The organism is Halorubrum distributum JCM 13561, assembly GCF_000337395.1.
Lineage (GTDB): Archaea > Halobacteriota > Halobacteria > Halobacteriales > Haloferacaceae > Halorubrum > Halorubrum distributum.
Window position 1 is genome coordinate 64,038 of the sequence record NZ_AOJF01000040.1, and the last position, 24,297, is coordinate 88,334.

Below are 24,297 nucleotides of genomic sequence, written 5' to 3' on the forward strand. Positions count from 1 at the left end.
TTTGATATTATCATTTAAACCTTTTTCCGATACCAAATCTGTAGGTAGAGCGGAAATAGCGCCGATAAATAGCTAATTTCTATTCACGGTCTGATCCGTCCCGAGCGGCGAAAAGCAGTCAGGAAAACGGAAGGTGATTTTTATTACTACTAAACAAACAATTCCGCTGGCGGAGAACAGATACGATCGCCGACATTCTCTCCGGCGGACGTGGTCCCGGGCGGCCTGCGCCTCGACCCGCAACCCTTTATCAACTCACGCCGGAACCGAGGGGTATGACCGCGATCGAACTGCGGGGCGTGACCAAGGAGTTCGCCGACGTCACGGCCGTTCGCGACCTCGACCTGACCGTCGACGACGGCGAGGTGTACGGGTTCCTCGGGCCGAACGGCGCGGGCAAGTCGACGACGATCGACATGCTGCTGGACCTCGTCCGCCCGACCGCGGGGACGGTCCGCGTCCTCGGCGCCGACGTCGCGACCGAGGGGGTCGATATCCGGCGCCGGACGGGCGTCCTCCCCGACGGCTTCTCGGTGTACGACCGCCTCTCCGGTCGGCGCCACGTCGAGTTCGCCGTCGAGTCGAAGGACGCGGCCGACGACCCGGACGCGCTGCTCGACCGCGTCGGCCTCGCCGACGCCGCCGACCGCGACGCCGGCGAGTACTCGAAGGGGATGCGCCAGCGGCTCGCCCTCGCGATGGCGCTCGTCGGCGACCCCGACCTGCTGATCCTCGACGAGCCCTCCTCCGGCCTCGACCCGGCCGGCGCGAAGGAGATGCGCGAGATCGTCCGCGCCGAGGCCGAGCGCGGCGCCACCGTCTTCTTCTCGTCGCACATCCTCGAACAGGTCGACGCCGTCTGCGACCGGGTCGGCATCCTGCGCGACGGCGAACTCGTCGCCGAGGACTCAGTCGAGGGGCTCCGCGAGGCCGTCGGCGGCGAGGAGACCCTGGAGGTCGCGGCCGCGGGCGCCGACGACGACGCGGTCGCCGCCGTCCGCGCGCTCCCCGGCGTCTCCGGCGTCACCCGCGACGGCGACGAACTGGTGGTGAACTGCGCCAGCGACGCGAAGACGGACGTGATCGCCGCCCTGGAGGACGCCGGCGTCGCGGTCGCCGACTTCCACACCCGCGAGGCGTCGCTGGAGGACCTCTTCCTGGCGTACACGGAGGGCGACGCGGCGAGTTCGGACTCCGAGGAGGCCGATTCCGGACCGACAGGTGTCGACCCGACCGACTCCGGACCGACGGCCGACGACGAACCGGCGGAAGAGGAGGTGGACCGATGAGCCTCGCCGCCATCGCTCGGAAGGACTTCCGGGAGACGGTCCAGTCGCGCGGCATGATCGCCCTGGTGGTGCTGTTCTCGCTGCTCGTCGCGGCGTTCGCGTACGCGGTGCGGCCCACCGGCGAGAGCGAGCAGTTCGCGACCGAACTCCTCCTGAGCGCCTTCGTCGGGCGCTTCCTCGTCACGACGCTGGTCCCCCTCGTCGGCGTCGTCGTCGGCTACAACGCGGTGAGCGGCGAGCGCGAGTCCGGCTCGCTGAAGCTCCTCCTGTCGCTGCCGCACTCGCGGGCCGACGTGGTCCTGGGGAAGGTCGCCGGCCGCGGTGCGGCGCTCGCGCTCGCGGTGTTCGCCGGGTTCCTGCTGCCCGCGCTGGTGCTGATCGCCGCGCCGGTCGTGTTCAACGCCGGCGCGTTCCTCGGCTACACCGTGTTCGCGGCCGCGCTCGGCGTCGTGTTCGTCGCCGTCTCCGTGGGCTGCTCCGCGGCGTCCTCGACCCAGCGCCGGGCGCTCATCGGCGGCGTCGGAGTCTACGTCCTCTTCGTCCTGCTGTGGGGCCCCCTCACCGGCCAGTTGGTGGGTGCGGTCGGGCCGGTCGTCGACGCGCTGCCGGTGTCCGCGGCCCAGATCGACGTGTTCCTCCGGGTCTCGAACCCGACGACCGCCGTCGAGGCGCTGTCGAACGCCTTCCTCGCGGAGCAGCTGTTCAGCGGCGACACCGTGAACCAGCAGCTGTCGGCGGCCGCGATGCTCGTGTTCTGGACGCTCGCGCCGCCGCTCGCCGGGCTTCTGAAGTTCGACGCGGACGACCTCTGAGAAACCGGCTACCGTGAATCGGGGACGACTGGAGGGAGGGACCGGCAAAACTACGCGAACACGACGAACACTCGTTTTCGTGTCCGGCCCTATGGCCTAGGTATTTTTCACACTCTGAAATGTAGTCTGAAATATGTCTGATGAAGACGAGTTCAGAATTTCCGAGGAAGAGCGTGACCGGTTAGTCGCCGAAGAGGTCGAAGAGTTCCCTATCGATAATCCAAAGTACACAACGTATCTGCTGAGGCCCGCAGTCAACCTCTCACAGTCTAATCGACCGCGGGTCGTGGGGCAGATGAGCGAGATCATTGAAGAGTTTCGGCAGGAGCATCCTGACGGAACGTTCGAGGACTGGGTGAAATACTACAAAACGGAACACGACGGAGACGAACGACTCGAGGAGGCCACCGAGACAGCGTACCCGATGGTTGAAAAGATGCGAGACGCGTTCGAGGAGATCGACGAGGAGATGACGCACGATTTCCTCCGCGATTTAGTTTTGTTCAAAACCTACGAGGGCTTCGACATTCAGGAAGCGATACTGCGGAAACTGGGCGAGATGTATAACGAAGAGGTGACTCGTGCGAGCGCTGAGGACGAAAGCAAAGGTATTGACGGATACGTCGGCGACCAGCCTGTTCAGATAAAACCGACCACGTACCCGGACGATCTTCAGGAGGGCATTGAGGTCCCGATCGTCACCTACGATGAGAACAAATCGAACAAAGCAATGACGGTCAACGCGTCCGAATTAAGCGAGGAGATGGACATCGAGATCGGAGACGAGGATGACTGATCCCGAACTCCACCAATAACTACAAACACCCGCATGAGTAGCTTATACGCATGGAAACTTCCCACGATATTTTCATCGGGAACTCGCGCTCGCTGTCAGAGATAGAGGACGACGGCGTCGAACTCGTCGTGACTTCCCCGCCGTACCCGATGATCGAGATGTGGGACGATCTCTTCTTCTCGCTGAACGCAGACATTGAAACGTCTCTCGACGACGGTGACGGTCGGCGGGCCTTCGACCTGATGCACGAGGAACTCGCCGAGACGTGGGAGGAAGTCGAACGGGTCCTCGTTGACGGCGGGATCGCGTGTATCAACATCGGCGACGCGACTCGGAAGGTGGACGACAGTTTCAGAGTCTACCAGAACCACGCGCGGATCACCGAATACTTCGACGATATGGGGTTTGAACCCCTCCCGGACATCCTCTGGCGGAAACCCGCCAACTCGGCGGCGAAGTTCATGGGGTCGGGGATGATGCCGCCGAACGCCTACGCGACCCTCGAACACGAGTACCTGCTCGTCTTCCGTAACGGGAAACAGAGCCGGGAGTTCCCGTCCGGGAACGACGTCCGATACGAGTCGGCGTACTTCTGGGAAGAGCGCAACGAGTGGTTCTCCGACGTCTGGGAAGACGTTCGGGGGACGTCTCAGGAGCTGACGGACGCCGACACCGAGCTCAGGGATCGTTCGGCCGCGTACCCGCTGGAGGTCCCGTACAGGCTCATCAACATGTACAGCGTCTACGGGGACACAGTACTCGATCCGTTCTGGGGAACTGGGACGACCTCGCTGGCGGCGATGATCGCCGCTCGGAACTCCGTCGGATACGAGCTCCAAGAGAAGTTTACGGAGGTGTTCGACGCGGAGGTCGCCGGCGTCGCGGAACTCGCTCACGCCACGGTTTCGAAGCGAATTCGAGACCACGAGGAGTTCGTTGAACGGCGCTTAGAAGCCGGCAAGGAGTTCAAATACGACGCCGAAAACTACGACTTCCCGGTCACGACGAAACAGGAGAAGCCTCTCCAACTCTATACGATCGACGGGGTTGAGCAGACAGAGAGCGGATACGCCGTGACGCACTCTCCGTACAACGAGTCCGAGTCAATCGACGGGGACGCGGGCGGCCACGGACAAGCGACCCTCGGGAGCCAGTTCCAGTAACTTCTCCAGGTTTTCCAACCGACCCCTCCGTACCTGCGGCTCGCGGATTGCTCGCCGCAGGAGATGGGCTCGGGCGGGTTCGAACCGAAATCGGACGTGCTCGCTCACTCCGTTCGCTGCGCGCGACCGATAGGGTTCAAACCCGCCCTCGAACAGTCACGGCGGCGGCGCTCACGAGTTGTTCGCGGCGCCGACAAGTGGGCTCGGGCGGGTTCGAACCGCCGATCTCAGCCTTGTAAAGGCCGCGTCATAACCAGCTAGACCACGAGCCCTCACCCGTCTGAACCCGCCGAGAGCGGAAAACGATTTCCTTCCGCGACGCGAACCCCGACCGTGAACCGCCGCCTCGTCGGGATCGCGGCCGCGCTCGCGCTCGTCGGCCTCCTCGGAGCCGCCGTCGCCGCGACGAACCCGGCCCTTCTCATCACCGGCTACGATACCGCCACGGTCGAGGCGGTCGACGGCGAGACGGGCGAGACGCTCGCGACCGTCGAGGCCCGAGTCGCCGACGGCTTCGTCAAGCAGTACGTCGGGCTCTCCGCGACCGAGGCCCTCGACGACGGTGAGGGAATGTTGTTCGTCCACGGCGAGAGCGCCGAGCGCGCCTACGTGATGCGCGACATGGCGTTCGCGCTCGACATCGTCTTCGTCGACGCCAACGGAACGGTCACGAGGATCCACGAGGCCGAACCGGAGTCGCGGCCGCTCACGCGCTACGAGGGGACCGGACGGTACGTCCTCGAAGTGCCGCGCGGGTGGAGCGACCGCCACGGCGTCGACCCCGGGGACCGGCTGGTGATCGAGGATCGCGAGCACGCGTGACCGCCGGCGCGACCCGCCACGCCCCGCCGCAGCCCGCCGACGAAACCGCTTTCCGCCTCGCAGGCGTCGCCTCAATCATGACCGGACTCGCCCGCCGGGTCGCGTGGAACCTCCGCCACCGCTGGCGGCGGGTGTTCGCGCTCTGCGTCGTCGGCGCCGGCGTCGCCGCCCCGCTCCTCACCGGCCTCTGGTGGACCCTCCCGCTCGTGTGGTTCTTCGGCCTCGTCATCCTCCTTCCCGTCCTCCACACCCTGACGAAGCCGGTCCCGGACGCCGACCCCGACGGCGGCGAGGACGCGACCGGCGACCCCGCGCTCGACGCCCTCCGCGAGCGGTACGCCAACGGCGACATCGACGAGCGGGAGTTCGAGCGCAAGCTCGACCGCCTGCTGGAGACCGAGGACGCCGAAACCGTCGACGGGCCGGCCGACGGCGACGTGACCGACCGCGTCCGTGAGGGGGTCCGCCGCGAGATGGAGCGGCTGCGAGAGTGACCGCCCCGTGCTCCGCGCGATGGGCGCGACCGACACCGTTTTGCGGACCGGCGACGAGGCGCTCGAACGTGTTCGAACCGACCGACCGCCCGCGGACGCGTGGCGCCGCCGGCCCGCCGCGGGGTGCGTGAGATGTTCCTCGAGGCCCTCCGCTACCCGGTCGCCGACCGGACGCGGCTGGACGGCACCGCGACGTGCCTCGCGGCGCTGTTCCTCGCCGGCGCGCTGCTCCGGGTCGCGGCCCGCCTCTGGCCCGACTGGGCGCTCGCGGCGCCGCTCCTGCTCGCCGTCGGCCCGCTCGCCGCGTTCCTCGGCCTCGTCGGCGGCGTGCTCGCCGGCGACGGGTTCCCGGCCGTCGCGACGGGCACGACGGCGCGGCTCGCCGGGCGACTCTCCGGCGCCGCCGCCGTCTACCTCTCCCCGGCGGTCGTCACCGTCGTCGGCGTCGGCTACGTCGTCGCGGCCGGGCGGGTCCCGAGCGCGCTGAGCGGCGTTGGCCTCGCGACGCTCTCGACCGTCGCGCTGCTCGTCACGGTCGTCTGCGCGTACCTCTTCCCGTCGGCGGCCGCCGTGAGCGTCCGCGAGGGGCTCCGCGCCGGCCTGCGACGCGAGGCGCTCACCGGGACCGCCTCCAGCTCGTACTTCCTCGCGTGGGTCGGCGCGACGGTCCTCGTCGTCGTCGCGTGGACCGCGCTCGCGGCGACGGCCACGCGGAGCGTCGCGGCGCTGCTCGCGCTCGCGTGGGGCGCGTACGCGCACGTCGCCGCCGCGGCGCTACTCGCCGACGGCGTCGACCGGACGAAGTACTGGTGAGCGTCGGGCGGAGCGAGATATTTAAAAAAGGACAGCGACCGCGCGCCGCCGGCCCCTTAGAGGTCGACCTGGTCGGCCGCGTCCTTCATCGACCGGTTGTGGAGCGCCTCGCCCGTTCTCCGGTCGAAGAGGTGGATCGCGTCCTCCGGGATCCGCGCGGTCACCGTGTCGCCCTCGCTGACTCGGTTGAACCCGTCGATCGTCGCGACGAGCGCCGACGCGTTCTCGGGGTCGGCGTCCGGGTCGAAGTGGAGGTACACCGTGTTCTCGTCGCCCATCGGCTCGACGACGTCGACGGTGGTCTCGAACTCGTGGTCGCCGGCCTCGTCGACGAGTTCGACGGCCTCGGGGCGGATCCCGAGGACGAGGTCGGTCGCGTCGCCGAGGTCGGCTCGGACGTCCTCGCGGATCGGGTACTCGAAGGCGTCGCCGACGAGCCGGTCGCCCTCCAGCGTCACGTCGAAGAAGTTCATCGACGGCTCCCCGAGGAAGCTCGCGACGAACTGGTTGGCCGGCTCGTGGTAACACTCCAGCGGCGTCGCGACCTGCTGGAGCTCGCCGCCGTCGAGGATGGCGATCCGGTCGCCCATCGTCATCGCCTCCGTCTGGTCGTGGGTGACGTACACCGTCGTCACGCCGAGGTCGTTCTGGAGCCGCTGGAGCTCGGTCCGCATCTCCGCACGGAGCTTCGCGTCGAGGTTGCTCAGCGGCTCGTCCATCAGGAACACCTCGGGGTCGCGGACGATGGCGCGGCCGAGCGCGACCCGCTGCTGTTGGCCGCCGGAGAGGTCGCTCGGCTTCCGGTCGAGCAGGTTCGAGATGCCGAGCATCTCGCCCGTCTCCGAGACCATCCGGTTGATCTCGTCGTCCGGGAGGTCCGTCGACTCCTCGAGGCCGAACGACATGTTCTGTCGGACGCTCATGTGCGGGTAGAGCGCGTACGACTGGAACACCATCGCGATGTCCCGGTCCTGTGACTTCACGTCGTTGACGACGCGGTCGTCGATGCTGAGCGTGCCGGCGGTGATCGTCTCCAGGCCGGCGACCATCCGGAGCGTCGTGGACTTCCCGCAGCCGGAGGGACCGACGACGACGAGGAACTCGCCGTCGTCGATCGACATCGAGACGTCGTCGACCGCGACGATCTCCTCGTCTCCGTCCTGGAACGTCTTCGTTATCGAGTCGAGTTCAAGCGTTGCCATGTCTTTGTGTTGTGGTCGGTGTCGTGTGGTCGTTCGCGCGCCGCGCCGCCTCGCAGTCCGGCCGCCGTCGTCCCGGGCGACCGCCGCCGCCGGCAGATGTGGGCGTCCGGGTCACGCCGCCACCCCATCGGCGAACTCCTCGCCGAAGAAGATGTACACTGCCAGCGTCGGCAGCGCCGCGAAGAACGCGCCGGCCATCCGGAGCGCGAAGTCCTGCCCCTCCAGCGAGGTCCCGAGACCCGCTAAGATTAACACGACGGGCGCCGCGGGACTCGACTCCGTCGAGACGAGCACCAGCGTGAACAGGAGGTCGTTCCAGATCTGGGTGAACTGATAGATGAGGACGACGGCGAACATCGGTCCCGACAGCGGGAGGACGATCCGGCGGTACACCCGACGGAGCGTCGCCCCGTCGAGGCGGGCCGACTCGATCATCTCCTCGCTCATCGTCTTGTAGTACGTCCGGAACAGGAGCGTACAGATCGGGATCCCGTAGGCGACGTGGGTGATCACCAGTTCGACGATGCCGGCGTAGTCGTTCGAGACGCCGAGCGCCCAGACGAACGACAACACCTGGTCGAGCTGGGCCCACTGCGACCAGAACTGGGTCAGCGGTACCAGCACGGCCTGGTACGGGATGAAGATCCCGGCGATGATCAGCATTAGCACCACCGCCTTGTACGACTTCTTCCAGGTCGGGATCGTCAGCCCGTACGCCGTGACGCTCCCGACGACAGCCGAGATGACCGTCGCGGGCACGGCGTACAGCAGGCTGTTCCCCATCCCGCGAAGCAGGGCGTCGATCGCCGTCTGCCACTTCTCGAGGGTGAATCCGGACGGCCCCGGCGGAGCGAACGGCGCCGTCTCGATGATCGCGGTTCCGGTCTTGAACGAGGTCACCAGTCCGGACTCGATCGGGACGAGGTAGAACGCCGCCGCGAAGATCAGGACGACGTACAGGCCGGCGTCCTCCGCCGTCATCTGGTCGAGGTTCCGGCGCAGCCGCGCCGTCGTCGTCGTCGCGCCGCCGTCGGTTCGAAGTTCTTCGTCGCTCATAGGTTATCCCTCCGGTATTCGTAGACGAGGTACGGGCCGATGACGCCGAGCGCCATCGCGAACAGGACGATCGCGATCGCCGACCCGTACGCCCAGTTGAGGTTCGCGTACGCCTCGCGCACCATCTTCGTCGCGAGGATGTCGGCGCCGTTCGGCGGCCGGTACCCCCCCACCAGCGAGTAGAGGAAGTCGAACGCCTTCATGCCGAACACCATCAGCACGACGGCGGCGCTGATGGTCGCGCCCTTCAGCTGGGGAATGATCACGCGCCAGTACATCTTCAGGGTCGACGCGCCGTCGACCTTGGCCGCCTCGTAGTGCTCCCTCGGAATCGCGCGCAGGCCGGCGAGGTACACGACCATCGCGTACCCCGAGAACTGCCACATCAACGCGAAGATGATCGCGTAGAGGACGATGTCCTGATTACCGAGCCAGCTCACCGGCCCGAGGCCGAACGTCCCGATGACGCTGTTGGCGATCCCGTTGTTGTAGTTGTAGATCCACAGCCAGAACTGGGCGGTGACAACGAACGAGAGGCTCATCGGCAGGAGGTAGACCGTCCGGAACGAGTTCTCGAAGCGGATCCCCCTGTCGATCAGGATGGCCAGCAGGAGGCCGACGACGAGCGTTCCCGCCGTGAACAAGACGAGCAGGATGAGCGTGTTGACCGCGGCGTCGACGAACCCGGAGTCCGCGAGCGCCCGGGTGTACATCTCGAAGTCGAGGTCCGAGTAGTCCGGCGCGTTCTCGAACCGCTGGTAGTCGGTCAGCGAGATCAGCAGGTTCCAGATGACCGCACCGTAGACGAACAGGCCCATCAGCAGGAACGGCGGGAGCCAGAATATCGACGACTCCATGAAGTCGCTCCCGAACCGCCGGTCCAGGGCCGCCTTGAGACGCGCCGTCGCGTCCCGGTCCGGCTCCGTCGGCGGGTCGGCGGCGGGGCCGTCGCTCACGACGCCGCCGTCGGCGCGAACCTCGCTCTCGTCGTCCCCCGAGGAGGGCCTGATCGTCCGGTACAATCGACGGTAAAAATCGAGCATCTGGTCGTGCTCAGTTCGACACCGCGTCCAGGAAGCCCGTCGTCGCCGCGTCGACGTTGTACGGGCCGGTGAACTCCGAGGAGATGACCTCGTTGAGCTGCGTCATCGTCTCGGAGGGGACGCCGAGCCCGTGCTGGAGGTTCGGCGGCCGGTACTCCGCGTTGGCGAAGTCCTCGGCCGTCTCCTGGAGGTACGGACCGAACTCGTCCATGCTCACGTCGGTGCGGGTCGGGATCGACCCCTTGAACTGGTTGAAGGCGATCTGCGCTTCGGGGCTGCCGACGAACGCCTCCCAGGTCTTCGAGGCCTCGGGCGTCGGGTTGTTCGCCGGGTAGATGAACGAGTCGAAGTGGAGCGTGTACATCCCCTCCGTGCCGGGGAACGTCTTGAAGCCCCAGTCGTCCTCGTACTCGAAGTCCTCGGCGTTCCGGAACGCGCCCGCCGCCCAGTTACCCTGGTGGATGAAGGCGGCCTCGCCGTTGATGATGTTCTGGTTCGAGTCGGTCAGCCCGATCGAGGACGCGTCCTCGCTGATGTGGTTCTCCAGGATTTCGGCGGTGCGCTCGAACGCCGCGCGCACGGCCGCCTCGTCGCCGTCGCCGGCGAGGAAGTCCATGTACGGCTGGTAGCCGTTCTCGCCGAGCATCACGGCGCCCCACAGCTGGGTCGTCGTCCACGTGCCGGACATCCCGTGGGTCATCGGGATCGCGTCGGTCTCGCTGCCGACGGTCTCCAGGGCGTCGATGAGCGCCGCGGTGCTGTTCAGCGACTCGACGTCGATCCCGGCGTCCTCGACGACCGAGACGTTGTAGAAGAGGCAGTTCAGCCGGTGGGAGCCGAGCGGCACGGCCCGGTAGCTACCCCCCTGCTGGTGGAGTTCGACGGCCTCGTCGACCATCGCGTCCTCGAAGCCGTTCTCCTCCCAGACGTCGTCGACGCTGCCGAGGACGCCCTCGTAGCGCTGGAGGTTCGGACCGGGCCACCCGGCGAACGACCCCGGCGGGTCGTCGCTCTGGAGCCGGTTCGCGACCACGGCGTCGAGGTTCTGGTTGCCGCCGCCGCCGATGGCGTTCATGTTGAGGTCGGTGTCGGGATGCGCCTCGTTGAACGCCTCCTCGAGCGCCTCGGCCGCCGCGGCGCCGTCGCCGCCGGTCCAGCCGTGTAGCGCTTCGACCGCATCTCCGCTGCCGCCGTCGCCGCCGCCGCCGGAACAGCCGGCGATCCCCACGGTTGCGAGGCTCCCGGCGCCGGCAACGTAGTGGCGACGGGTGAGTCCGCTCTCCGAATCTCCGCTGTTGTCACGTGACATGTGTCCACAGATTCGGCTGGCCCATACTTAACGATTGATGTTCATTTACTCAAATTATTATTAAAAACTCAAGACAATCGAGAAGGTAGAAGAATACCTATAATCTATTCTGTGGGCCTGATGTCGGTCGTCGGGATGTCCTCGACACCCCACTTCTAAACGGATCGCAGGGGGGTGATCGTAACGAAACGTCCGGGGTCGCCCCCGATTCGGGACGTGTTCTTCCCTCCGATACCGGGACCTGCTCGCCGTCTCGGCGCGCCGACCGACCGATTCTTGAGCGCTCGGGCCGGACCCATACGGCATGGACGGACCGCTGTGGATAGACACGCACGCGCCCGACCTCGACGAGATCCGGCAGGACGAGGCCCGCGACCGGCTGCGCCGGGCCGTCGACGAGCCGATGAACCTCGTCGTTCAGGGGCCGCCGGGGGTCGGGAAGACCGCGGCGGCGCGGGCGCTCGCCGACGCGTCGCACGCCGACCCGGACGCCGACCTGATCGAGATCAACGTCGCCGACTTCTTCGGCCGGACGAAAAAGGAGATCCGGACCGACCCGCGGTTCGAGGGGTTCCTCGCCGGTCGGAGCTCGATGGCGAAACGCGACATGATAAACCGCGTGCTGAAGGAGTCGGCGTCGTACGCGCCGATGTCCGGCGAGTACAAGACGGTCCTCTTGGACAACGCGGAGGCGATCCGCGAGGACTTCCAGCAGGCGCTGCGCCGCGTGATGGAGAAACACCACCGGACCACCCAGTTCGTGATCGCGACCCGCCAGCCCTCGAAGCTCATCGCCCCGATCCGGTCGCGCTGCTTCCCGGTCCGCGTGCGCTCGCCGACGACGGACGAGACGATCGACGTCCTCGAAACGATCTGCGGCCGCGAGGGCGTCGACTACGACGGCGACGGGCTGGAGTTCGTCGCCAGCGCGGCCGGCGGCGACCTGCGCGAGGCGATCCTCTCGGCGCAGGCGACCGCGGTCGAGGGCGGCGAGATCACCATGTCGACCGCCTACGAGACGCTGGGCGAGGTCGGCGACGACGACGCGCTCCGCGAGGCGCTCGCCGACGCCCGGAGCGGCGACCTGAAGGACGCGCGCTCGACGCTCGACGACCTCCTCGACGAGGGGTACGACGGGGGGGAGCTGCTCCGCGAGACGCTCCGCGTCGCCCGCGCCGGCTCCGAGTACGGCGGCGACGACCTCGCGCGGCTCCACGCGCTCGCCGGCGAGGCAGACCTCGACATGTCCGACGGGCTCGACGACACGACCCACCTCGTCCACCTGCTCGCGGCGTGGGCGGCGGGCCGGACCGAGCTCTCGCCCGAACTGCGGGACGCGGAGGTGGCGCCGTGAGCCGCGCGCCGCCGCTCTCGCGGCTCCTCCCGTTCCCGGTGGTCGACGCCGCGTGGGACTTGGCGCTCGTCCCGGCGCTCGCGGGCGCCGTCGCGCTGCCGTTCGTCCCGCCGGTCGGCGCCGCGCTCGTCGCGCTCGCGCTCGGGGTCCTTTGGTTCCACCGCGACCCCGAGCGCGACCCGCCGACGGGCGAGGAGGCGGTCGTCTCTCCGGCCGATGGCACCGTCTCCGTGGTGCGCGAGGAGGGCTCGCGGCTCCGCGTCGGCGTGTTCATGAACGTCACCGACGTCCACGTCAACCGCGCGCCGCTCGCGGGCGAGGTCCGCGAGGTCCGCCACCGCCCCGGCGCGAACCGCCCGGCGTTCGACAAGGAGTCGGACCGCAACGAGCAGGTCGCGATCGACTTCGGCGAGTACGAGCTGCTCGTCATCGCGGGCTGGTTCGCCCGGCGGATCCACCCGTCCGTCGAGGCCGGCGACCGCGTCGAGCGCGGCGACCGCGTCGGCCACGTCTCGTTCGGCTCGCGCGCCGACGTGGTGTTGCCCGCGGACGTAGGCCGCGACGACCTGCTCGTCGCCGAGGGCGACAACGTGCGCGCGGGCGAGACGATCGTCGCGGAGCGGCCGGGCGACGACTCGGAGCGGCCGGACGCCGACGCGTAGCGGCGGCTCCGCGGTCGTGCCCTCGGTTCGGGCATACGCTTTTGTTTCGCGGCGCAGACTGCTTCCCTGTATGTCAGACGACACCATCCACGAGTCGAGCCGGTCACGGACCCGACAGGGGTTAGCCACGTACCTTCGGCGGATCGCCAGGGCGCTGGGGCGCGGCGAACCGGTCCCGGTCGACGACGCCGGTACGGTGACGGTCGACGCGGCCACGACGGGCGACGTCGACGTCGAACTCGAACGCGAGGACGGGACGGTCCACTTCGAGATCGAGATGGAGTGGCCCGACGAGGCGGCCGCGGTCGACGAGGACGCGGCCGCGAGCAAGGCGACGTTCGAGCTGTACGCCGACAGCGCCGACCAGTACCGCTGGCGGCTCCGTCACGACAACGGCAACATCGTCGCCGACGGCGGCGAGGGGTACGCCGACAAGCGCGACGCCCGCTCGGGGATCGAGAGCGTCCAGCGGAACGCGCCGGGCGCGCACGTTGTCGACGTCTCGCGCGACGAGGAGGCCCCCGACGAGGGCGGCAGCGACGCGACGTTCGAGCTGTTCCGCGACAGCGCGGACGAGTACCGGTGGCGGCTCCGCCACGACAACGGCAACGTCATCGCCGACGGCGGCCAGGGGTACGCCTCCAAGCAGAAGGCGAAACAGGGGCTCCGGAGCGTCAAGTCGAACGCGCCGGGCGCGGCCGTCGAGGAGACGGACGAGTAGCCGCCGCCGGCCGGGTCCCCTGCCGTGCCGACCGACCGCGGACCGCACCGCTTATTCGCCGGCCCTCACTACCTCGGGCCGACATGGACGCGCTCGACGCCAAGTACCCGTTCTTCGCGAGCGCCCGCGAGGCGGTCGCCGAGGCCGCGGTGTCGCTGCCGGAGCTCGTCGCGGCCGACGCCCCGGCGGTCGAGCGCGCCCGCGAGCGCGTCGAGCGCGCCCTTCTCGAGGGGACCGTCGCCGCCGAGAGCGGCGAGTTCCCCGGCGAGTCCGCGTCCGACACGCAGGCGGAGCTGCTCTCGTACCCCATCGCGCGGATCCTCGTCTCGCTGCTCGACTCCGACCCCGCCATCGAGAAGTACGCCGCTGCGGAGGCGGCGACCGCCATGGAGCGGGTCCGCCGCGACCTGGAGACCGACGACGAGCTGCGGTCGGTGTCGTCCGCGACCGTCGGGCTCGACGACCTGCTCGCGGAGTTCGACCTCGCGGACGCCGTGCGCCCGGACGCCACCGCGCCGGCCGGCGTCCGCGGTGCCGGAACCGGCGCCACCGGTGCCGGCCGCGACCCCGACCACTACCGGATCGACGTCGGCCCGTACCTCCGGCTCACCTCGCCCGAGTGGGGCGACTCGTGGCGGCTCGTCAACCGCGCGCTCGCCGACGGCGCGGTGCGCGTCTCCCGCGAGGAGCTGCTCGCGGCGCTCGAGGCCGCCGTCGAGGCGCGGGTCGCCGAGGGGCTCCCCTTCGAGCTGGGCGCGGACGAGGAGATCGCCGCGGCGCTGGAGTCCCGCGTCGCCGACCTCCGGCGGCTGCTCTCCGAGCGGACGTACGCCGAGCCGCCGGACGTCGTCGCCCCCGCGCTGTTCCCGCCGTGTATGACGAACCTGATCGAGAAGGCGGAGCGCGACGCCGCGCTCTCCGCGGCGGAGTCGTTCGCGCTGATGGCGTTCCTCGTCGGCATCGGCATGACGCCCGACGAGGTCGTCGCCTTCTGCGCGGACACGAGCCTCGACGCCGAGGGGATCCGCTACCAGACCGAGTTCCTGACAGACGACCGGGGGACCCAGTACCCCCCGCCGACCTGCGAGACGCTCGCGAACTACGGGATCTGCCACAACGAGGACGACCACATGCAAGTGGCTGCCGACCCCCTCTCGTACTACGAGACGCGGGTGGCCGCCGCCGACGACGTGACCGACTGGCGGGACGGACGCGAGGCTGACGGGGCGGACGAAGCGTAAACGCCGCAGGTCGGACACGGAAAGCGGCCGAAAAGAGCGGTGACGGTCCGGGGGGCTACGACTCGTCTTTCGCGCGCATCAGGTACGTTCCGACGCCGGCCATCAGGAGGACGAACCCGGCCAACAGCGCGACGAGCGCGATCGCTCCCGCCTCCGGAAGGACCGTCGACCCGCCGAAGGTGACCCCGATGGCGATCAGCCCGACGATGAACACCGCGGCCGCCGCCAGCGAGACCGTGATCTGCCGACGGAGCTCCGCGTCGATTTCCATGAGTGCGGCTTCCCGTCGCCGCTAAAAAAGGACTTCGATGGGCGTCCCGCCCGCGGGGCGCTCACGTCGCGAGGTGCGTGATGTCCCGCCGCAGGGTGTACCCCCGCGGCACGCCGACGATCTTCAGACACTCCTCGCACAGCACCCGCTCGTAGTTGCGGTTGGTCTCCTTCTCCAACAGGGAGACGTCCGCGAGCGGGAACACCGACTCGCACCGGTCACACTCCGCCTTGTCGCCGTCGACGATCTTCATCGACTCTCCGTTTCCGCGATCGTCATATAAAATCGCTGACGGCGTTATCATTCCGGATACTGACGCGTCGCGAAAAATCGGTGGTCGGTCGACGCTGTCGGCGTCGGGGAGTCGCGCGCCGGCTCAGCCGAAGAGCTCGCCGAGCCCTTCGCCGCCGTCGCCCTCTTCCTCGTCGTCGTCCGCCTCGTCGGCGGCCTCGGCCTCGTCGTCGTCATCGTCGTCGTCGGCGTCCGCCTCGTCGGCGGACGCGTCGGCGTCCGCGGAGCCACCGGCGGACGCGCCGGCGGCCGGGGCCGCGGCGGCCGTCTCGATGGCCTCCTCGATGTCGACGTCCTCCAGCGCGGCGACGAGCGCCTTGACGCGGGACTCCTCGACGTCGACGCCGGCGGCTTCCAGCACGCCGGTGACGTTGTCTTCGTTGATCTCTTCGCCAGTCTCGTTCAGGATGAGCGCAGCGTAAACGTATTCCATTGGTGTGTACCTCGTGTTATCCGAACATCGCGCCGAGTCCCTCGCCGCCGTCGTCGCCGTCGTCGTCGGCGTCGTCGTCGGTGTCGGTCTCCTCGGCGTCTTCCGTGTCTTCGTCCGCCTGTTCCTCCTCCTCGTCGGCGTCGTCGGCCGCCGGCTCCGGTGCCGGCGCGGCCTCGACGCCCTGGAGCTCCTCGGGGAGCGCCTCCTCGTCGTCGATCTGGGTCGCGAGCGCGCGCAGTTGGGCGTCGGCCTTCCCGATCAGGTCGGGCACGACGTCCGGGCTCTCGATCTCCGCGAACAGGCCGACGGACTTCGCCTCGCCGGACGCCTTCGCGAGAAGGGTGCCGGCGGTGGCGGCCGTCGGGTACGCGGCGTTGACGGAGAGGTTGCGCGCGGCGGCCGCGGCGGACCGGATGTCCTCGCGGTACTCGTCGACGTCGAGTTCGAGCTCGTCGGGCTCGAACAGCACGCCCTCGGAGTAGACGGCGCGCAGGTCGAGGCCGACCTCCTTGGGCTCGATGCCGAGCTCAACGAGGACGTTCGCGAGGTCGTCGTCGACGACCTCGCCCTCCTCCAGCACGGTCGAGTCCTCGGTCACCTTGATCGAGCCGTCCATGATGCGGGCGGACGCGCCCACGGTCTGGAGCTCGCCGACGAACGGCCCCGGGTCGACGCCGGTGTCGCCCTCGGGGATCACGATGTCGTTGGGGGCCACCTCGCCCGCGTTGATCGGGGCGGGGGTCTTCGAGGCTTCGAGCTGCTTGAAGAGGCCGAACGGGTTGTCGTTGGTGCCGACGAGCGCCACCTGGCCGCTGACGTACTCCGTCAGCGCCTCGACGCCGTCGTCGACCTCCTCGAGCGCCCGGTTCGTGAGCGTGTTGCGGCTCATGCGGACGGCCGCCGAGCCGTGGAGCTCCCGGCGCATGGCCTGGAGCTGCCGGCTCGGGATGCCGGCCACGCCGACGATCCCGACGGACTGGTAGGAGTCGATGAACTCGACGAGTTCGGCGACCTCCTCCCGTTTCCACTCCGGAATCGTCTCGGTCTTGCGGACCGAGCTCATACGGGCACCTCCTTCGCGGGACCCATCGTGGTCTTCACGTAGATCCCGTCGATGTTGAGCGGGCCCTTCTCGAGGTCTGCTTCGAGCCGCCGGATGATGACGTCGATGTTGTCCGAGATCGCGTCGGCGCCCATGTCCTCGGCGCCGACGCGGGTGTGGAACGTGCGCCGGTCGCGCGACCGGAGCTGCACCGTGTTCTTCATCCGGTTGACGGTCTCGACGATGTCGTCGTCCGGCTGCAGTGGGGTAGGCATCTTCCCGCGCGGACCGAGGACGGTACCGAGGTACCGACCGATGTCCTGCATCAGGTTGGCCTCCGCGACGAAGAAGTCGGTCTCGTCGGCCAGGTCCTTTGCGCGGTCGTCGTCGTCTCCGAGGTCTTCGAGGTCGTCGCTGTCGAGTACTTCGTCAGCGACCTCCTCTGCGCGGACGGCGGTTTCGCCCTCCGCGAAGACGACGATCTGTGTCTCCTGCCCCGTTCCAGCCGGCAGCACGACGGACTCGTCGATACGGTTCGACGGATCGTTGAGGTCGAGGTCTCGCAGGTTGATCGCGATGTCCACGGTCTCGCGGAAGTTCCGCTCGGGCGCATCGTCGAGTGCGAGGGTTACGGCCTCTTGTATTGTGTCTGCCATTTTCACCTCCGTAGTACGCAGGTCGCTCCTACGGGTCAGTGAAACAGGCGAAGCCTGTCTCATCGGAGAGTGGTCCATCGGAGGTTTAAAAGCGTCGAACCGCCGGTCGCCGTGTGAACCGGAGGCAGGGCCGCTCCGCGGCGGTCGCGGGGTCGAGCGCGGTTCCCCTCCGCGTCGCCACCGCGGTCCCGTCGCTCCGCCGTCGCCTCCCCGGCCCGCCATTCGACGCGCGTCGAACGCCAAAACGTCGGATAGGGGAACCCTTTTGACGCCGCTGTCCGACCGACGAGGTAATGACTCAGGGTGGTCCGGCGTGACGATGGACGACCGTATCGAGGACCTCCGGGAGCGCCGCGAGCGGGCGGCGAAGGGCGGAGGCGAAGACCGGATCCAGTCGCAACACGACAAGGGGAAGATGACCGCCCGCGAGCGGATCGACTACTTCCTCGACGACGGGACCTTCCACGAGTTCGACCGGTTCCGCACCCACCGCAACCACACGTTCGGGATGGAGGAGAAGCAGATCCCGGGCGACGGCGTGGTGACCGGCTACGGCGAGGTGAACGGCCGGAAGACGTTCGTGTTCGCGCACGACTTCACCGTCTTCGGCGGGTCGCTCGGCGAGGTGTTCGCCGAGAAGGTGTGTAAGGTGATGGACAAGGCGATGGACGTGGGCGCGCCCGTCGTCGGCCTCAACGACTCCGCGGGCGCCCGGATCCAGGAGGGGGTCGCCTCGCTCGGCGGCTTCGCGGAGATCTTCCGGCGCAACACGGAGGCCTCGGGCGTGATCCCCCAGATCTCGGCGATCATGGGGCCGTGCGCGGGCGGCGCGGTGTACTCGCCCGCCATCACGGACTTCACGTTCATGGTGAAAGACACCTCGCACATGTTCATCACCGGGCCGGACGTCATCGAGACGGTCACCGGCGAGGAGGTGAGCTTCGAGGAGCTGGGCGGCGCGGTCACCCACTCCTCGACCTCCGGCGTCGCGCACTTCGCGGAGGAGAGCGAGGAGGAGGCGCTCGACAACATCGCGCGGCTGCTGTCGTACCTCCCCGCGAACAACGTGGAGGACCCGCCGCGCGTCGAGCCGTGGGACGACCCCGAGCGGGCGGACGACGAGCTCGCGGAGATCGTCCCGGACGCCCCCCGGAAGCCGTACGACATGAAGGACGTGATCGGCAGCGTGGCCGACGAGGGCTCCTTCTTCGAGGTGCACGAGAACTTCGCGAAGAACATCGTCGTCGGCTTCGCCCGCCTCGACGGCCACTCTATCGGGGTCGTCGCCAACAACCCCCGCGTGAACGCCGGCACGCTCGACATCGAGGCGAGCCAGAAGGGCGCGCGCTTCGTCCGCTTCTGTGACGCGTTCAACATCCCGATCCTCACCTTCGAGGACGTCCCCGGATTCATGCCCGGCACCGACCAGGAGCACAACGGGATCATCCGCCACGGCGCGAAGCTCCTGTACGCCTTCTCGGAGGCGACCGTTCCCCTCCTGACCGTCATCACCCGGAAGGCGTACGGCGGCGCCTACTGCGTGATGTCCTCGAAGCACATCGGCGGCGACGTCAACTACGCGTGGCCCACCTCGGAGATCGCGGTGATGGGGCCGAAGGGCGCGGTCAACGTCCTCTACCGCGAGGAGCTGGCCGAGGCCGACGACCCCGACGCGCGCAGACAGGAGCTCATCGACGAGTACCGCGAGGAGTTCGCGAACCCCTACACCGCCGCCGACCGCGGCTTCGTCGACGACGTCATCGAGCCGACCGAGACCCGCGCCCGCCTGATCGAGGACCTGAAGATGCTGAAGGGGAAGAGCACGGACCAGCCCGCGAAGAAACACGGCAACATCCCGATCTGATGGCGGCCGACGACGAAGCGGTCGGCGAGGAGAGCGCCGACGGAGCTCCCCCGATCGCCGGCCTCTCGATCCCGGACGACGCCCGCGACGACGAGGCGGCCGCCATCGCCGCCGCGGTCGCCGCGCACCTCCGGGACGGCGAACTCGCCGCCGCGGCCGCCGCGAGCGACGGGGACGAGGGGCGCGAGGAGGACCGCTGGGCGCTCGCCGGTCGCATCGACCGTCTCCACCGCCGCCGGGTGCGCGTCCCCGCCGACGCGCCCGCGGACCCGTGGACCGCGGCCGGTCGCAGCGACCGGTTCTGAGGCGCGGGCGCGCCGCTCTCGTACTCTGTCCGGAGATCGGGCGCTTCGACCAGTCGCTGGTCGCGTCGTCGACACGTCAAACCGAACCGCCGGACGCGGGGGCGTCCGGCCGCGTACATTCCCCCGACGGCGCGGCGTCGAACCGTTACGCCGTCGACCCGGCCCTGCCTCAGGGCGCGTTCGGTGATACGTCCGCTGATATATATGCCTGTGGTAGTCTCTCCCGCGGTCGCTCAGCGCGTCCCCTCGTCGCCGGCGTCCTCACCCGCGGTCGCGGCGGCCGACTCGTCGCCGTCGTCGAGGGTCGGTCCGCCCCGGTCGCCGAGCAGTCGGTTGAGGACGACCGGGACGACGCCCACGAGGACGAGGAGCGCGCCGACCCGGATCGGAAGCGACGCGTCGGTCGCGACCGTGAGGCCGAGGTAGACGGCGGCGCCGACCAGCACCGACGGCAACACGTACGGGTTTCCCGCGTCGAGCATACCTGATCGTGGCGCCCGCAGTCCTTTTAATTGTTTTCAGGCGCTAAGCCCGCTTTCTCAACGAACAACGCAGGCCGAAGACCGAGTCGCGTAGTATAGAGGGAATACAGCGTCTCCAGAAATTGGAGATCTCTAGAGTGTTAACGAATCGCAAAATGATTCGTCCACGCTGTTATCGTCTCACAACTATTCCGCGACGACTGGCCCGCAGCCCTCACCCCCGCAAACTACTTGTATGTAAATTACGTAAGTTATGATATGGCAACGCGAAAGACCATTTCCATCCGTGACGATCAAGAGGAGTGGATTCAGGACAATCACCTGAGCCTCTCCTCATTCGTCCAAGAGAAACTGGACGAACTCATCGAGGAACGAGAGTCATAGATGTACTACGGCTACAAGTATCGACTTAACCCACCGGAAGCCCTTACCGAGACGCTTCTACACCACGTCGATACTTGTAGGCAACTCCACAACCACGTCCTCTACAAACTCAACGAGACAGACGAGATTCCAGCACGTTACAAGGTACAGGGACAACTCCCCGACCTCAAATCGTGGTGGGATGACCTGAATGACGTTCACTCGAAAGTCCTCCAAATGGTCGTCAAGCGTGTCTACGACAACCTCTCTACGCTCCGTGCGCAGAAGGAGAACGGACGCGCCGTGGGGATGCTCAAGTGGAAACCGCCTCAGGAGTATCGGTCGCTCACCTACAACCAGTCCGGCTTCGAACTCAAGAATACGAGTGGTCGGCCTGTCTTGCGGTTGAGCAAAATCGGCGAGATCCCGATTCACCTCCACCGAGACATCCCCGAGAACGCGACCATTAAGCAGGTCACGGTCAAACGAGAGCCCACGGGCGAGTGGTACGCCACGTTCGGTATCGACGTGGACGAAGCTACGTCAGAGAAACCGGAGAATCCTAGGGATGTGGTGGGTATTGACGTAGGTATTGTCAAGTACGCTCACGACACGGACGGCACTGCTGTCGAGTCGCCAGACTTCTCCGACGAGCGTGAGCGGTTGGAACGCGCTCAACGCAACCTCTCGCGGAAGGAACGCGGCTCTAATAATTGGGAGGATCAGCGCGAGATGGTCGCTCGACGCCACGCCGACCTGAAACGCAAGCGTCGAGATTTCCTCCACAAATTGTCGAACTACTACGCCCGAGAGTACGACTTGGTGGCCGTCGAGGACTTGGACGCGAAGGGACTAATCGAACTACCGGGCAACTCTCGGAACCGTGCCGGGGCCTCGTGGGGAACGTTCCTGCGAATGCTCGAATACAAATGTGAGCGTGAGGGGACGCACTTCGTTGCCGTAGACCCCGGTGGAACGACGAAAGAATGCGCGTCATGCGGGACAGAGACGGACAAACCGCTGTGGGTGCGTGAGCATTCGTGCCCATCATGTGGGTTTGTGGCGGACAGAGACGCGAATGCGTCGTGGAACATTCTTTCTCGCGGACTCGACAAAGTAGGAGTGGGACACTCCGAATCACCGCCTGTGGAGACTGCGCTCCCTACGGACACCACTTCGGTGTCTACAAAGCGCGTCGTGGAAACAGGAAGCCCCACCCTCAAGGAGCGAACCGCGTCAGCGGTAAGCGAGTAGGATGGGGTAGTTCACTCGTCCCGGCACGGACCGACAGAGTTTGGTAGCAGTTCGTGGAAGAACCGACAGGAATGTTCGATAAGGTTCTCGTGGCGAACCGCGGCGAGATCGCGGTCCGCGTGATGCGCGCCTGTGAGGAGCTCGGCGTCGACACCGTCGCCGTCTACAGCGACGCCGACAAGCACGGCGGCCACGTCCGGTACGCGGACGAGGCGTACAACGTGGGGCCCGCCCGCGCGGCCGACTCGTACCTCGACGGCGAGGCCGTCGTCGAGGCGGCGCGCTCGGCCGGCGCGGACGCGATCCACCCCGGGTACGGGTTCCTCGCGGAGAACGCCGACTTCGCGGCCCGCGTCGAGGCCGCCGACGGGATCACGTGGGTCGGCCCCGAGAGCGACGCGATGGAGCGCCTCGGCGAGAAGACGCACGCCCGGCGCGTGATGGACGACGCCGACGTGCCGATCGTCCCCGGGACGACGGAGCCGGTCACCGACGTCGAGGCCGTCACGGAGTTCGGCGACGAGTACGGCTACCCGGTCGCGATCAAGGCCGAGGGCGGCGGCGGCGGCCGCGGGATGAAGGTCGTCGAGAGCGCGGAGGACGCCGAAGAAGCGCTCGAATCCGCCAAACGCGAGGGCGAGGCGTACTTCTCGAACGACTCGGTGTACCTCGAACGGTACCTCCAGACCCCCCGCCACGTCGAGGTCCAGATCGTCGCGGACGACCCGGACGGCTCGGTGAGCGAGAGCGACGTCGTCCACCTCGGCGAGCGCGACTGCTCGCTCCAGCGCCGCCACCAGAAGGTGATCGAGGAGGGGCCCTCCCCGGCGCTCTCCGACGAGCTGCGCGAGAAGATCGGCGAGGCGGCCCGCCGGGGCGTCGCCGCCGCGGACTACACCAACGCCGGGACGGTCGAGTTCCTCGTCGAGGAGGACCCCGACCGCGACCCGTCCGAGCCGCTCGGTCCGGAGACGAACTTCTACTTCCTCGAAGTGAACACCCGGATCCAGGTCGAACACACCGTCACGGAGGAGCTGACGGGGATCGACATCGTCAAGGAACAGCTCCGGGTCGCCAGCGGCGAGGGCCTGTCCGTCTCGCAGGGCGACGTGGCGCTGGAGGGCCACGCGATCGAGTTCCGGATCAACGCCGAGAACGCCGCGAACGACTTCCAGCCCGCCAACGAGGGGTCGCTGGACACGTACGACCCGCCGGGCGGGATCGGCGTGCGCGTCGACGACGCGCTCCGGCAGGGCGACGACTTGGTCACCGACTACGACTCGATGATCGCGAAGCTGATCGTCTGGGCCCCGGACCGCGAGGAGTGCCTCGCGCGCTCGAAGCGCGCGCTCGCGGAGTACGACCTGGAGGGCGTCGTCACCATCGTCCCCTTCCACCGGCTCATGCTCGACGACGAGCGGTTCGTCGACGGGACGCACACGACGAAGTACCTCGACGAGGAGCTCGACCGCGAGCTGGTCGCCGAGGCGCAGGAGAAGTGGGGGTCGGAGTCGGCGTCCGCGGGCGACGACGACGAGGAGGTCACCGAACGCGAGTTCACCGTCGAGGTGAACGGGAAGCGCTTCGACGTCGAGTTGGAGGAGCGCGGCGCGCCCGCCATTCCGGTGCCGGAGGGCGGCGGAGGCGGAAGCGGCGGCCAGCAGCGTCCGCCCCAAGCGAAATCCGACGACGGGGGCGACGATTCGAGCGTCGACGTCGCGGAGGGCGGCGAGGCCATCGACGCGGAGATGCAGGGGACGATCCTCTCGGTCGACGTGAGCGAGGGCGACGAGGTCGCCGCCGGCGACGTGGTCTGCGTCCTCGAGGCGATGAAGATGGAGAACGACGTGGTCGCCGAGCGCGGCGGCACCGTCGCGAGCGTCCACGTCGGCGAGGGCGACAGCGTCGACATGGGCGACGTGCTGATCGTATTAGAGTAGGTTCGAGCTTTCTTCGAACGGGGTTATTTATAAGTGATTGACAGCGCTGCGGCGAGGAAATTGGACGTCGCGGGCGCTTACCTGTACACCGTTGGCTCCGTTGAGAGCCTCAGGAAGTAATATTCTCCGACCGGTAGCGGTCAGTACAGACGTAGCGACGCGGGATTTCGGGAGCGAGTATCGCAGATTGATAGCGATGGTTCGATATTTAAACGGGCGCGCCCGGCACTGACGAGAGATTATAGACGGCAGGTAGTGGCGCGGCTGCGAGCGGCCGGAGCGAAGCGGAGGCCGCGAGCAGCCCGCGAGGTCGCCGGCGCTACGCGCCGGCTGCCAGAGGGACCTTCGGTCCCTCGCTGGACGCGGTGAGCGCTCGGAGAGCGCGAACCGCGAGGCTGGGGAGGTCTGAGGCTGTGCGGGGCGGGACTCAAAAGGGCAGTCGCGAGAGCGAAGCACGCCGTAGCAAGCACCGTAAGGAGCGAGTGAAACGAGGACTGAGGAGCGCAGCAAGGCGCGCGAGCCGTCGCGACTGAGGCTTTGGAGATCGCCATCTCAGCAGCATCAATCATTTATAAATAGTCGTCAACAGGCCGACGGCGAGCACCGCCGAAGCCCCAGC

Annotated in this window: 25 protein-coding genes and 1 tRNA gene; 15 read left to right on the plus strand and 11 right to left on the minus strand. The window is 67.7% G+C overall.

Translation table 11 applies throughout. The annotated features are described in order from the left end of the window. Window positions 1–275: 275 nt before the first annotated feature. From C470_RS09770 to C470_RS09785, 4 genes are all read left to right on the plus strand, one after another. Window positions 276–1,289: an ABC transporter ATP-binding protein gene (locus tag C470_RS09770; RefSeq protein WP_008366948.1), complete on the plus strand. Its 1,014-nt coding sequence runs from the start codon at window positions 276–278 to the stop codon at window positions 1,287–1,289. Continuing rightward, entirely contained in the window at window positions 1,286–2,101 is an 816-nt protein-coding gene (locus C470_RS09775; RefSeq protein WP_008366950.1) for an ABC transporter permease subunit, read from the plus strand. The genes C470_RS09770 and C470_RS09775 overlap by 4 nt, the downstream gene beginning before the upstream one ends. 133 nt (window positions 2,102–2,234) lie before the next feature. Further along, window positions 2,235–2,897, plus strand: a complete 663-nt coding sequence (locus C470_RS09780; protein WP_007995960.1) for an MjaI family restriction endonuclease — start codon at window positions 2,235–2,237, stop codon at window positions 2,895–2,897. Between the two features lie 50 nt (window positions 2,898–2,947). Beyond that, on the plus strand, window positions 2,948–4,060 hold the full coding sequence (locus tag C470_RS09785) for a DNA-methyltransferase (protein ID WP_004597693.1): 1,113 nt from the start codon (window positions 2,948–2,950) through the stop codon (window positions 4,058–4,060). 198 nt (window positions 4,061–4,258) lie between these two features. Here the strand turns inward: C470_RS09785 and C470_RS09790 are convergent. Beyond that, window positions 4,259–4,332, minus strand: a tRNA-Val gene (locus C470_RS09790). A 61-nt stretch (window positions 4,333–4,393) separates the two neighbouring features. Between C470_RS09790 and C470_RS09795 the strand changes: the two genes are divergently transcribed. The 3 genes from C470_RS09795 (at window position 4,394) to C470_RS09805 (ending at window position 6,189) form a co-directional block, all read left to right on the plus strand. Next, window positions 4,394–4,882 (plus strand): DUF192 domain-containing protein, encoded by a 489-nt coding sequence (locus tag C470_RS09795; RefSeq protein ID WP_008366953.1) that lies wholly within the window; start codon window positions 4,394–4,396, stop codon window positions 4,880–4,882. Window positions 4,883–4,959: 77 nt separating this feature from the next. Beyond that, complete coding sequence (locus C470_RS09800) at window positions 4,960–5,376, plus strand: SHOCT domain-containing protein (RefSeq protein ID WP_049908380.1); 417 nt, start codon at window positions 4,960–4,962, stop codon at window positions 5,374–5,376. Window positions 5,377–5,508: 132 nt separating this feature from the next. Further along, entirely contained in the window at window positions 5,509–6,189 is a 681-nt protein-coding gene (locus C470_RS09805) for a hypothetical protein (protein WP_004597676.1), read from the plus strand. A 56-nt stretch (window positions 6,190–6,245) separates the two neighbouring features. On the opposite strand, the gene C470_RS09810 is transcribed toward C470_RS09805, so the two are convergent. The 4 genes from C470_RS09810 to C470_RS09825 form a co-directional block, all read right to left on the minus strand. Beyond that, window positions 6,246–7,391 (minus strand): ABC transporter ATP-binding protein, encoded by a 1,146-nt coding sequence (locus C470_RS09810; protein ID WP_008366959.1) that lies wholly within the window; start codon window positions 7,389–7,391, stop codon window positions 6,246–6,248. A gap of 111 nt (window positions 7,392–7,502) precedes the next feature. Continuing rightward, window positions 7,503–8,447, minus strand: a complete 945-nt coding sequence (locus C470_RS09815) for a carbohydrate ABC transporter permease (RefSeq protein WP_004597672.1) — start codon at window positions 8,445–8,447, stop codon at window positions 7,503–7,505. Beyond that, entirely contained in the window at window positions 8,444–9,490 is a 1,047-nt protein-coding gene (locus tag C470_RS09820; protein ID WP_049908689.1) for a carbohydrate ABC transporter permease, read from the minus strand. The genes C470_RS09815 and C470_RS09820 overlap by 4 nt, the downstream gene beginning before the upstream one ends. Window positions 9,491–9,500: 10 nt before the next feature. Next, window positions 9,501–10,799 (minus strand): ABC transporter substrate-binding protein, encoded by a 1,299-nt coding sequence (locus C470_RS09825; RefSeq protein WP_152418659.1) that lies wholly within the window; start codon window positions 10,797–10,799, stop codon window positions 9,501–9,503. Between the two features lie 304 nt (window positions 10,800–11,103). On the opposite strand from C470_RS09825, the gene C470_RS09830 reads away from it, so the two are divergent. From C470_RS09830 to C470_RS09845, 4 genes are all read left to right on the plus strand, one after another. Next, entirely contained in the window at window positions 11,104–12,153 is a 1,050-nt protein-coding gene (locus C470_RS09830) for an AAA family ATPase (RefSeq protein WP_004597665.1), read from the plus strand. After that, window positions 12,150–12,815 (plus strand): protein sorting system archaetidylserine decarboxylase, encoded by a 666-nt coding sequence (locus C470_RS09835; protein WP_008366965.1) that lies wholly within the window; start codon window positions 12,150–12,152, stop codon window positions 12,813–12,815. Before C470_RS09830 ends, C470_RS09835 begins: the two co-directional genes overlap by 4 nt. 70 nt (window positions 12,816–12,885) lie before the next feature. After that, window positions 12,886–13,536 carry an HVO_2922 family protein gene (locus C470_RS09840; RefSeq protein WP_008366966.1) on the plus strand — a complete coding sequence of 217 codons (651 nt, stop codon included), beginning with the start codon at window positions 12,886–12,888 and terminating at the stop codon, window positions 13,534–13,536. Between the two features lie 83 nt (window positions 13,537–13,619). Then, the gene (locus C470_RS09845; RefSeq protein WP_008366968.1) at window positions 13,620–14,777 is read left to right on the plus strand and encodes a DNA primase large subunit; all 1,158 of its coding nucleotides are present in this window, start codon (window positions 13,620–13,622) and stop codon (window positions 14,775–14,777) included. 55 nt (window positions 14,778–14,832) lie between these two features. On the opposite strand, the gene C470_RS09850 is transcribed toward C470_RS09845, so the two are convergent. The 5 genes from C470_RS09850 to C470_RS09870 all read right to left on the minus strand — a co-directional run bounded on the left by C470_RS09850 (window position 14,833) and on the right by C470_RS09870 (window position 17,470). Further along, window positions 14,833–15,048: a DUF7472 family protein gene (locus C470_RS09850; RefSeq protein ID WP_004597657.1), complete on the minus strand. Its 216-nt coding sequence runs from the start codon at window positions 15,046–15,048 to the stop codon at window positions 14,833–14,835. 61 nt (window positions 15,049–15,109) lie between these two features. Further along, entirely contained in the window at window positions 15,110–15,301 is a 192-nt protein-coding gene (locus C470_RS09855) for a hypothetical protein (protein ID WP_004597656.1), read from the minus strand. A gap of 123 nt (window positions 15,302–15,424) precedes the next feature. Next, window positions 15,425–15,772 carry a 50S ribosomal protein P1 gene (gene rpl12p / locus C470_RS09860; protein ID WP_004597655.1) on the minus strand — a complete coding sequence of 116 codons (348 nt, stop codon included), beginning with the start codon at window positions 15,770–15,772 and terminating at the stop codon, window positions 15,425–15,427. 16 nt (window positions 15,773–15,788) lie between these two features. Then, window positions 15,789–16,835: a 50S ribosomal protein L10 gene (locus C470_RS09865; RefSeq protein ID WP_004597653.1), complete on the minus strand. Its 1,047-nt coding sequence runs from the start codon at window positions 16,833–16,835 to the stop codon at window positions 15,789–15,791. Beyond that, on the minus strand, window positions 16,832–17,470 hold the full coding sequence (locus tag C470_RS09870; protein ID WP_004597651.1) for a 50S ribosomal protein L1: 639 nt from the start codon (window positions 17,468–17,470) through the stop codon (window positions 16,832–16,834). The genes C470_RS09865 and C470_RS09870 overlap by 4 nt, the downstream gene beginning before the upstream one ends. Window positions 17,471–17,789: 319 nt before the next feature. On the opposite strand from C470_RS09870, the gene C470_RS09875 reads away from it, so the two are divergent. Both C470_RS09875 and C470_RS09880 read left to right on the plus strand, forming a co-directional pair. Then, window positions 17,790–19,334 carry an acyl-CoA carboxylase subunit beta gene (locus tag C470_RS09875; protein WP_004597647.1) on the plus strand — a complete coding sequence of 515 codons (1,545 nt, stop codon included), beginning with the start codon at window positions 17,790–17,792 and terminating at the stop codon, window positions 19,332–19,334. Continuing rightward, window positions 19,334–19,639, plus strand: coding sequence for a hypothetical protein (locus tag C470_RS09880; protein ID WP_008366971.1), 306 nt, complete (start codon window positions 19,334–19,336; stop codon window positions 19,637–19,639). The genes C470_RS09875 and C470_RS09880 overlap by 1 nt, the downstream gene beginning before the upstream one ends. A gap of 233 nt (window positions 19,640–19,872) precedes the next feature. Here C470_RS09880 and C470_RS09885 read toward each other — a convergent pair whose 3' ends face one another. Further along, the gene (locus C470_RS09885; RefSeq protein ID WP_004597643.1) at window positions 19,873–20,121 is read right to left on the minus strand and encodes a hypothetical protein; all 249 of its coding nucleotides are present in this window, start codon (window positions 20,119–20,121) and stop codon (window positions 19,873–19,875) included. A 384-nt stretch (window positions 20,122–20,505) separates the two neighbouring features. Between C470_RS09885 and C470_RS15345 the strand changes: the two genes are divergently transcribed. Both C470_RS15345 and C470_RS09900 read left to right on the plus strand, forming a co-directional pair. Beyond that, window positions 20,506–21,738, plus strand: coding sequence for an RNA-guided endonuclease InsQ/TnpB family protein (locus C470_RS15345; protein ID WP_008366973.1), 1,233 nt, complete (start codon window positions 20,506–20,508; stop codon window positions 21,736–21,738). Window positions 21,739–21,809: 71 nt separating this feature from the next. Beyond that, the gene (locus C470_RS09900; RefSeq protein ID WP_008366975.1) at window positions 21,810–23,678 is read left to right on the plus strand and encodes an acetyl-CoA carboxylase biotin carboxylase subunit; all 1,869 of its coding nucleotides are present in this window, start codon (window positions 21,810–21,812) and stop codon (window positions 23,676–23,678) included. The last annotated feature ends 619 nt before the right edge of the window (window positions 23,679–24,297 follow it).

Excerpts from the sequence above, each read along its gene's own strand:
- C470_RS09885 (WP_004597643.1), bottom strand. The coding sequence starts at position 20,121 with ATGCTCGACGCGGGAAACCCGTACGTGTTGCCGTCGGTGCTGGTCGGC.
- C470_RS09900 (WP_008366975.1), top strand. The coding sequence starts at position 21,810 with ATGTTCGATAAGGTTCTCGTGGCGAACCGCGGCGAGATCGCGGTCCGC.
- C470_RS09775 (WP_008366950.1), top strand. The coding sequence starts at position 1,286 with ATGAGCCTCGCCGCCATCGCTCGGAAGGACTTCCGGGAGACGGTCCAG.
- C470_RS09805 (WP_004597676.1), top strand. The coding sequence starts at position 5,509 with ATGTTCCTCGAGGCCCTCCGCTACCCGGTCGCCGACCGGACGCGGCTG.
- C470_RS09865 (WP_004597653.1), bottom strand. The coding sequence starts at position 16,835 with ATGAGCTCGGTCCGCAAGACCGAGACGATTCCGGAGTGGAAACGGGAG.
- C470_RS09870 (WP_004597651.1), bottom strand. The coding sequence starts at position 17,470 with ATGGCAGACACAATACAAGAGGCCGTAACCCTCGCACTCGACGATGCG.
- C470_RS09780 (WP_007995960.1), top strand. The coding sequence starts at position 2,235 with ATGTCTGATGAAGACGAGTTCAGAATTTCCGAGGAAGAGCGTGACCGG.
- C470_RS09880 (WP_008366971.1), top strand. The coding sequence starts at position 19,334 with ATGGCGGCCGACGACGAAGCGGTCGGCGAGGAGAGCGCCGACGGAGCT.
- C470_RS09850 (WP_004597657.1), bottom strand. The coding sequence starts at position 15,048 with ATGGAAATCGACGCGGAGCTCCGTCGGCAGATCACGGTCTCGCTGGCG.
- C470_RS09840 (WP_008366966.1), top strand. The coding sequence starts at position 12,886 with ATGTCAGACGACACCATCCACGAGTCGAGCCGGTCACGGACCCGACAG.
- C470_RS09875 (WP_004597647.1), top strand. The coding sequence starts at position 17,790 with ATGGACGACCGTATCGAGGACCTCCGGGAGCGCCGCGAGCGGGCGGCG.
- C470_RS09770 (WP_008366948.1), top strand. The coding sequence starts at position 276 with ATGACCGCGATCGAACTGCGGGGCGTGACCAAGGAGTTCGCCGACGTC.
- C470_RS09820 (WP_049908689.1), bottom strand. The coding sequence starts at position 9,490 with ATGCTCGATTTTTACCGTCGATTGTACCGGACGATCAGGCCCTCCTCG.
- C470_RS09810 (WP_008366959.1), bottom strand. The coding sequence starts at position 7,391 with ATGGCAACGCTTGAACTCGACTCGATAACGAAGACGTTCCAGGACGGA.
- C470_RS09845 (WP_008366968.1), top strand. The coding sequence starts at position 13,620 with ATGGACGCGCTCGACGCCAAGTACCCGTTCTTCGCGAGCGCCCGCGAG.
- rpl12p (WP_004597655.1), bottom strand. The coding sequence starts at position 15,772 with ATGGAATACGTTTACGCTGCGCTCATCCTGAACGAGACTGGCGAAGAG.
- C470_RS09855 (WP_004597656.1), bottom strand. The coding sequence starts at position 15,301 with ATGAAGATCGTCGACGGCGACAAGGCGGAGTGTGACCGGTGCGAGTCG.
- C470_RS09815 (WP_004597672.1), bottom strand. The coding sequence starts at position 8,447 with ATGAGCGACGAAGAACTTCGAACCGACGGCGGCGCGACGACGACGACG.
- C470_RS09825 (WP_152418659.1), bottom strand. The coding sequence starts at position 10,799 with ATGTCACGTGACAACAGCGGAGATTCGGAGAGCGGACTCACCCGTCGC.
- C470_RS15345 (WP_008366973.1), top strand. The coding sequence starts at position 20,506 with ATGTACTACGGCTACAAGTATCGACTTAACCCACCGGAAGCCCTTACC.
- C470_RS09800 (WP_049908380.1), top strand. The coding sequence starts at position 4,960 with ATGACCGGACTCGCCCGCCGGGTCGCGTGGAACCTCCGCCACCGCTGG.
- C470_RS09830 (WP_004597665.1), top strand. The coding sequence starts at position 11,104 with ATGGACGGACCGCTGTGGATAGACACGCACGCGCCCGACCTCGACGAG.
- C470_RS09785 (WP_004597693.1), top strand. The coding sequence starts at position 2,948 with ATGGAAACTTCCCACGATATTTTCATCGGGAACTCGCGCTCGCTGTCA.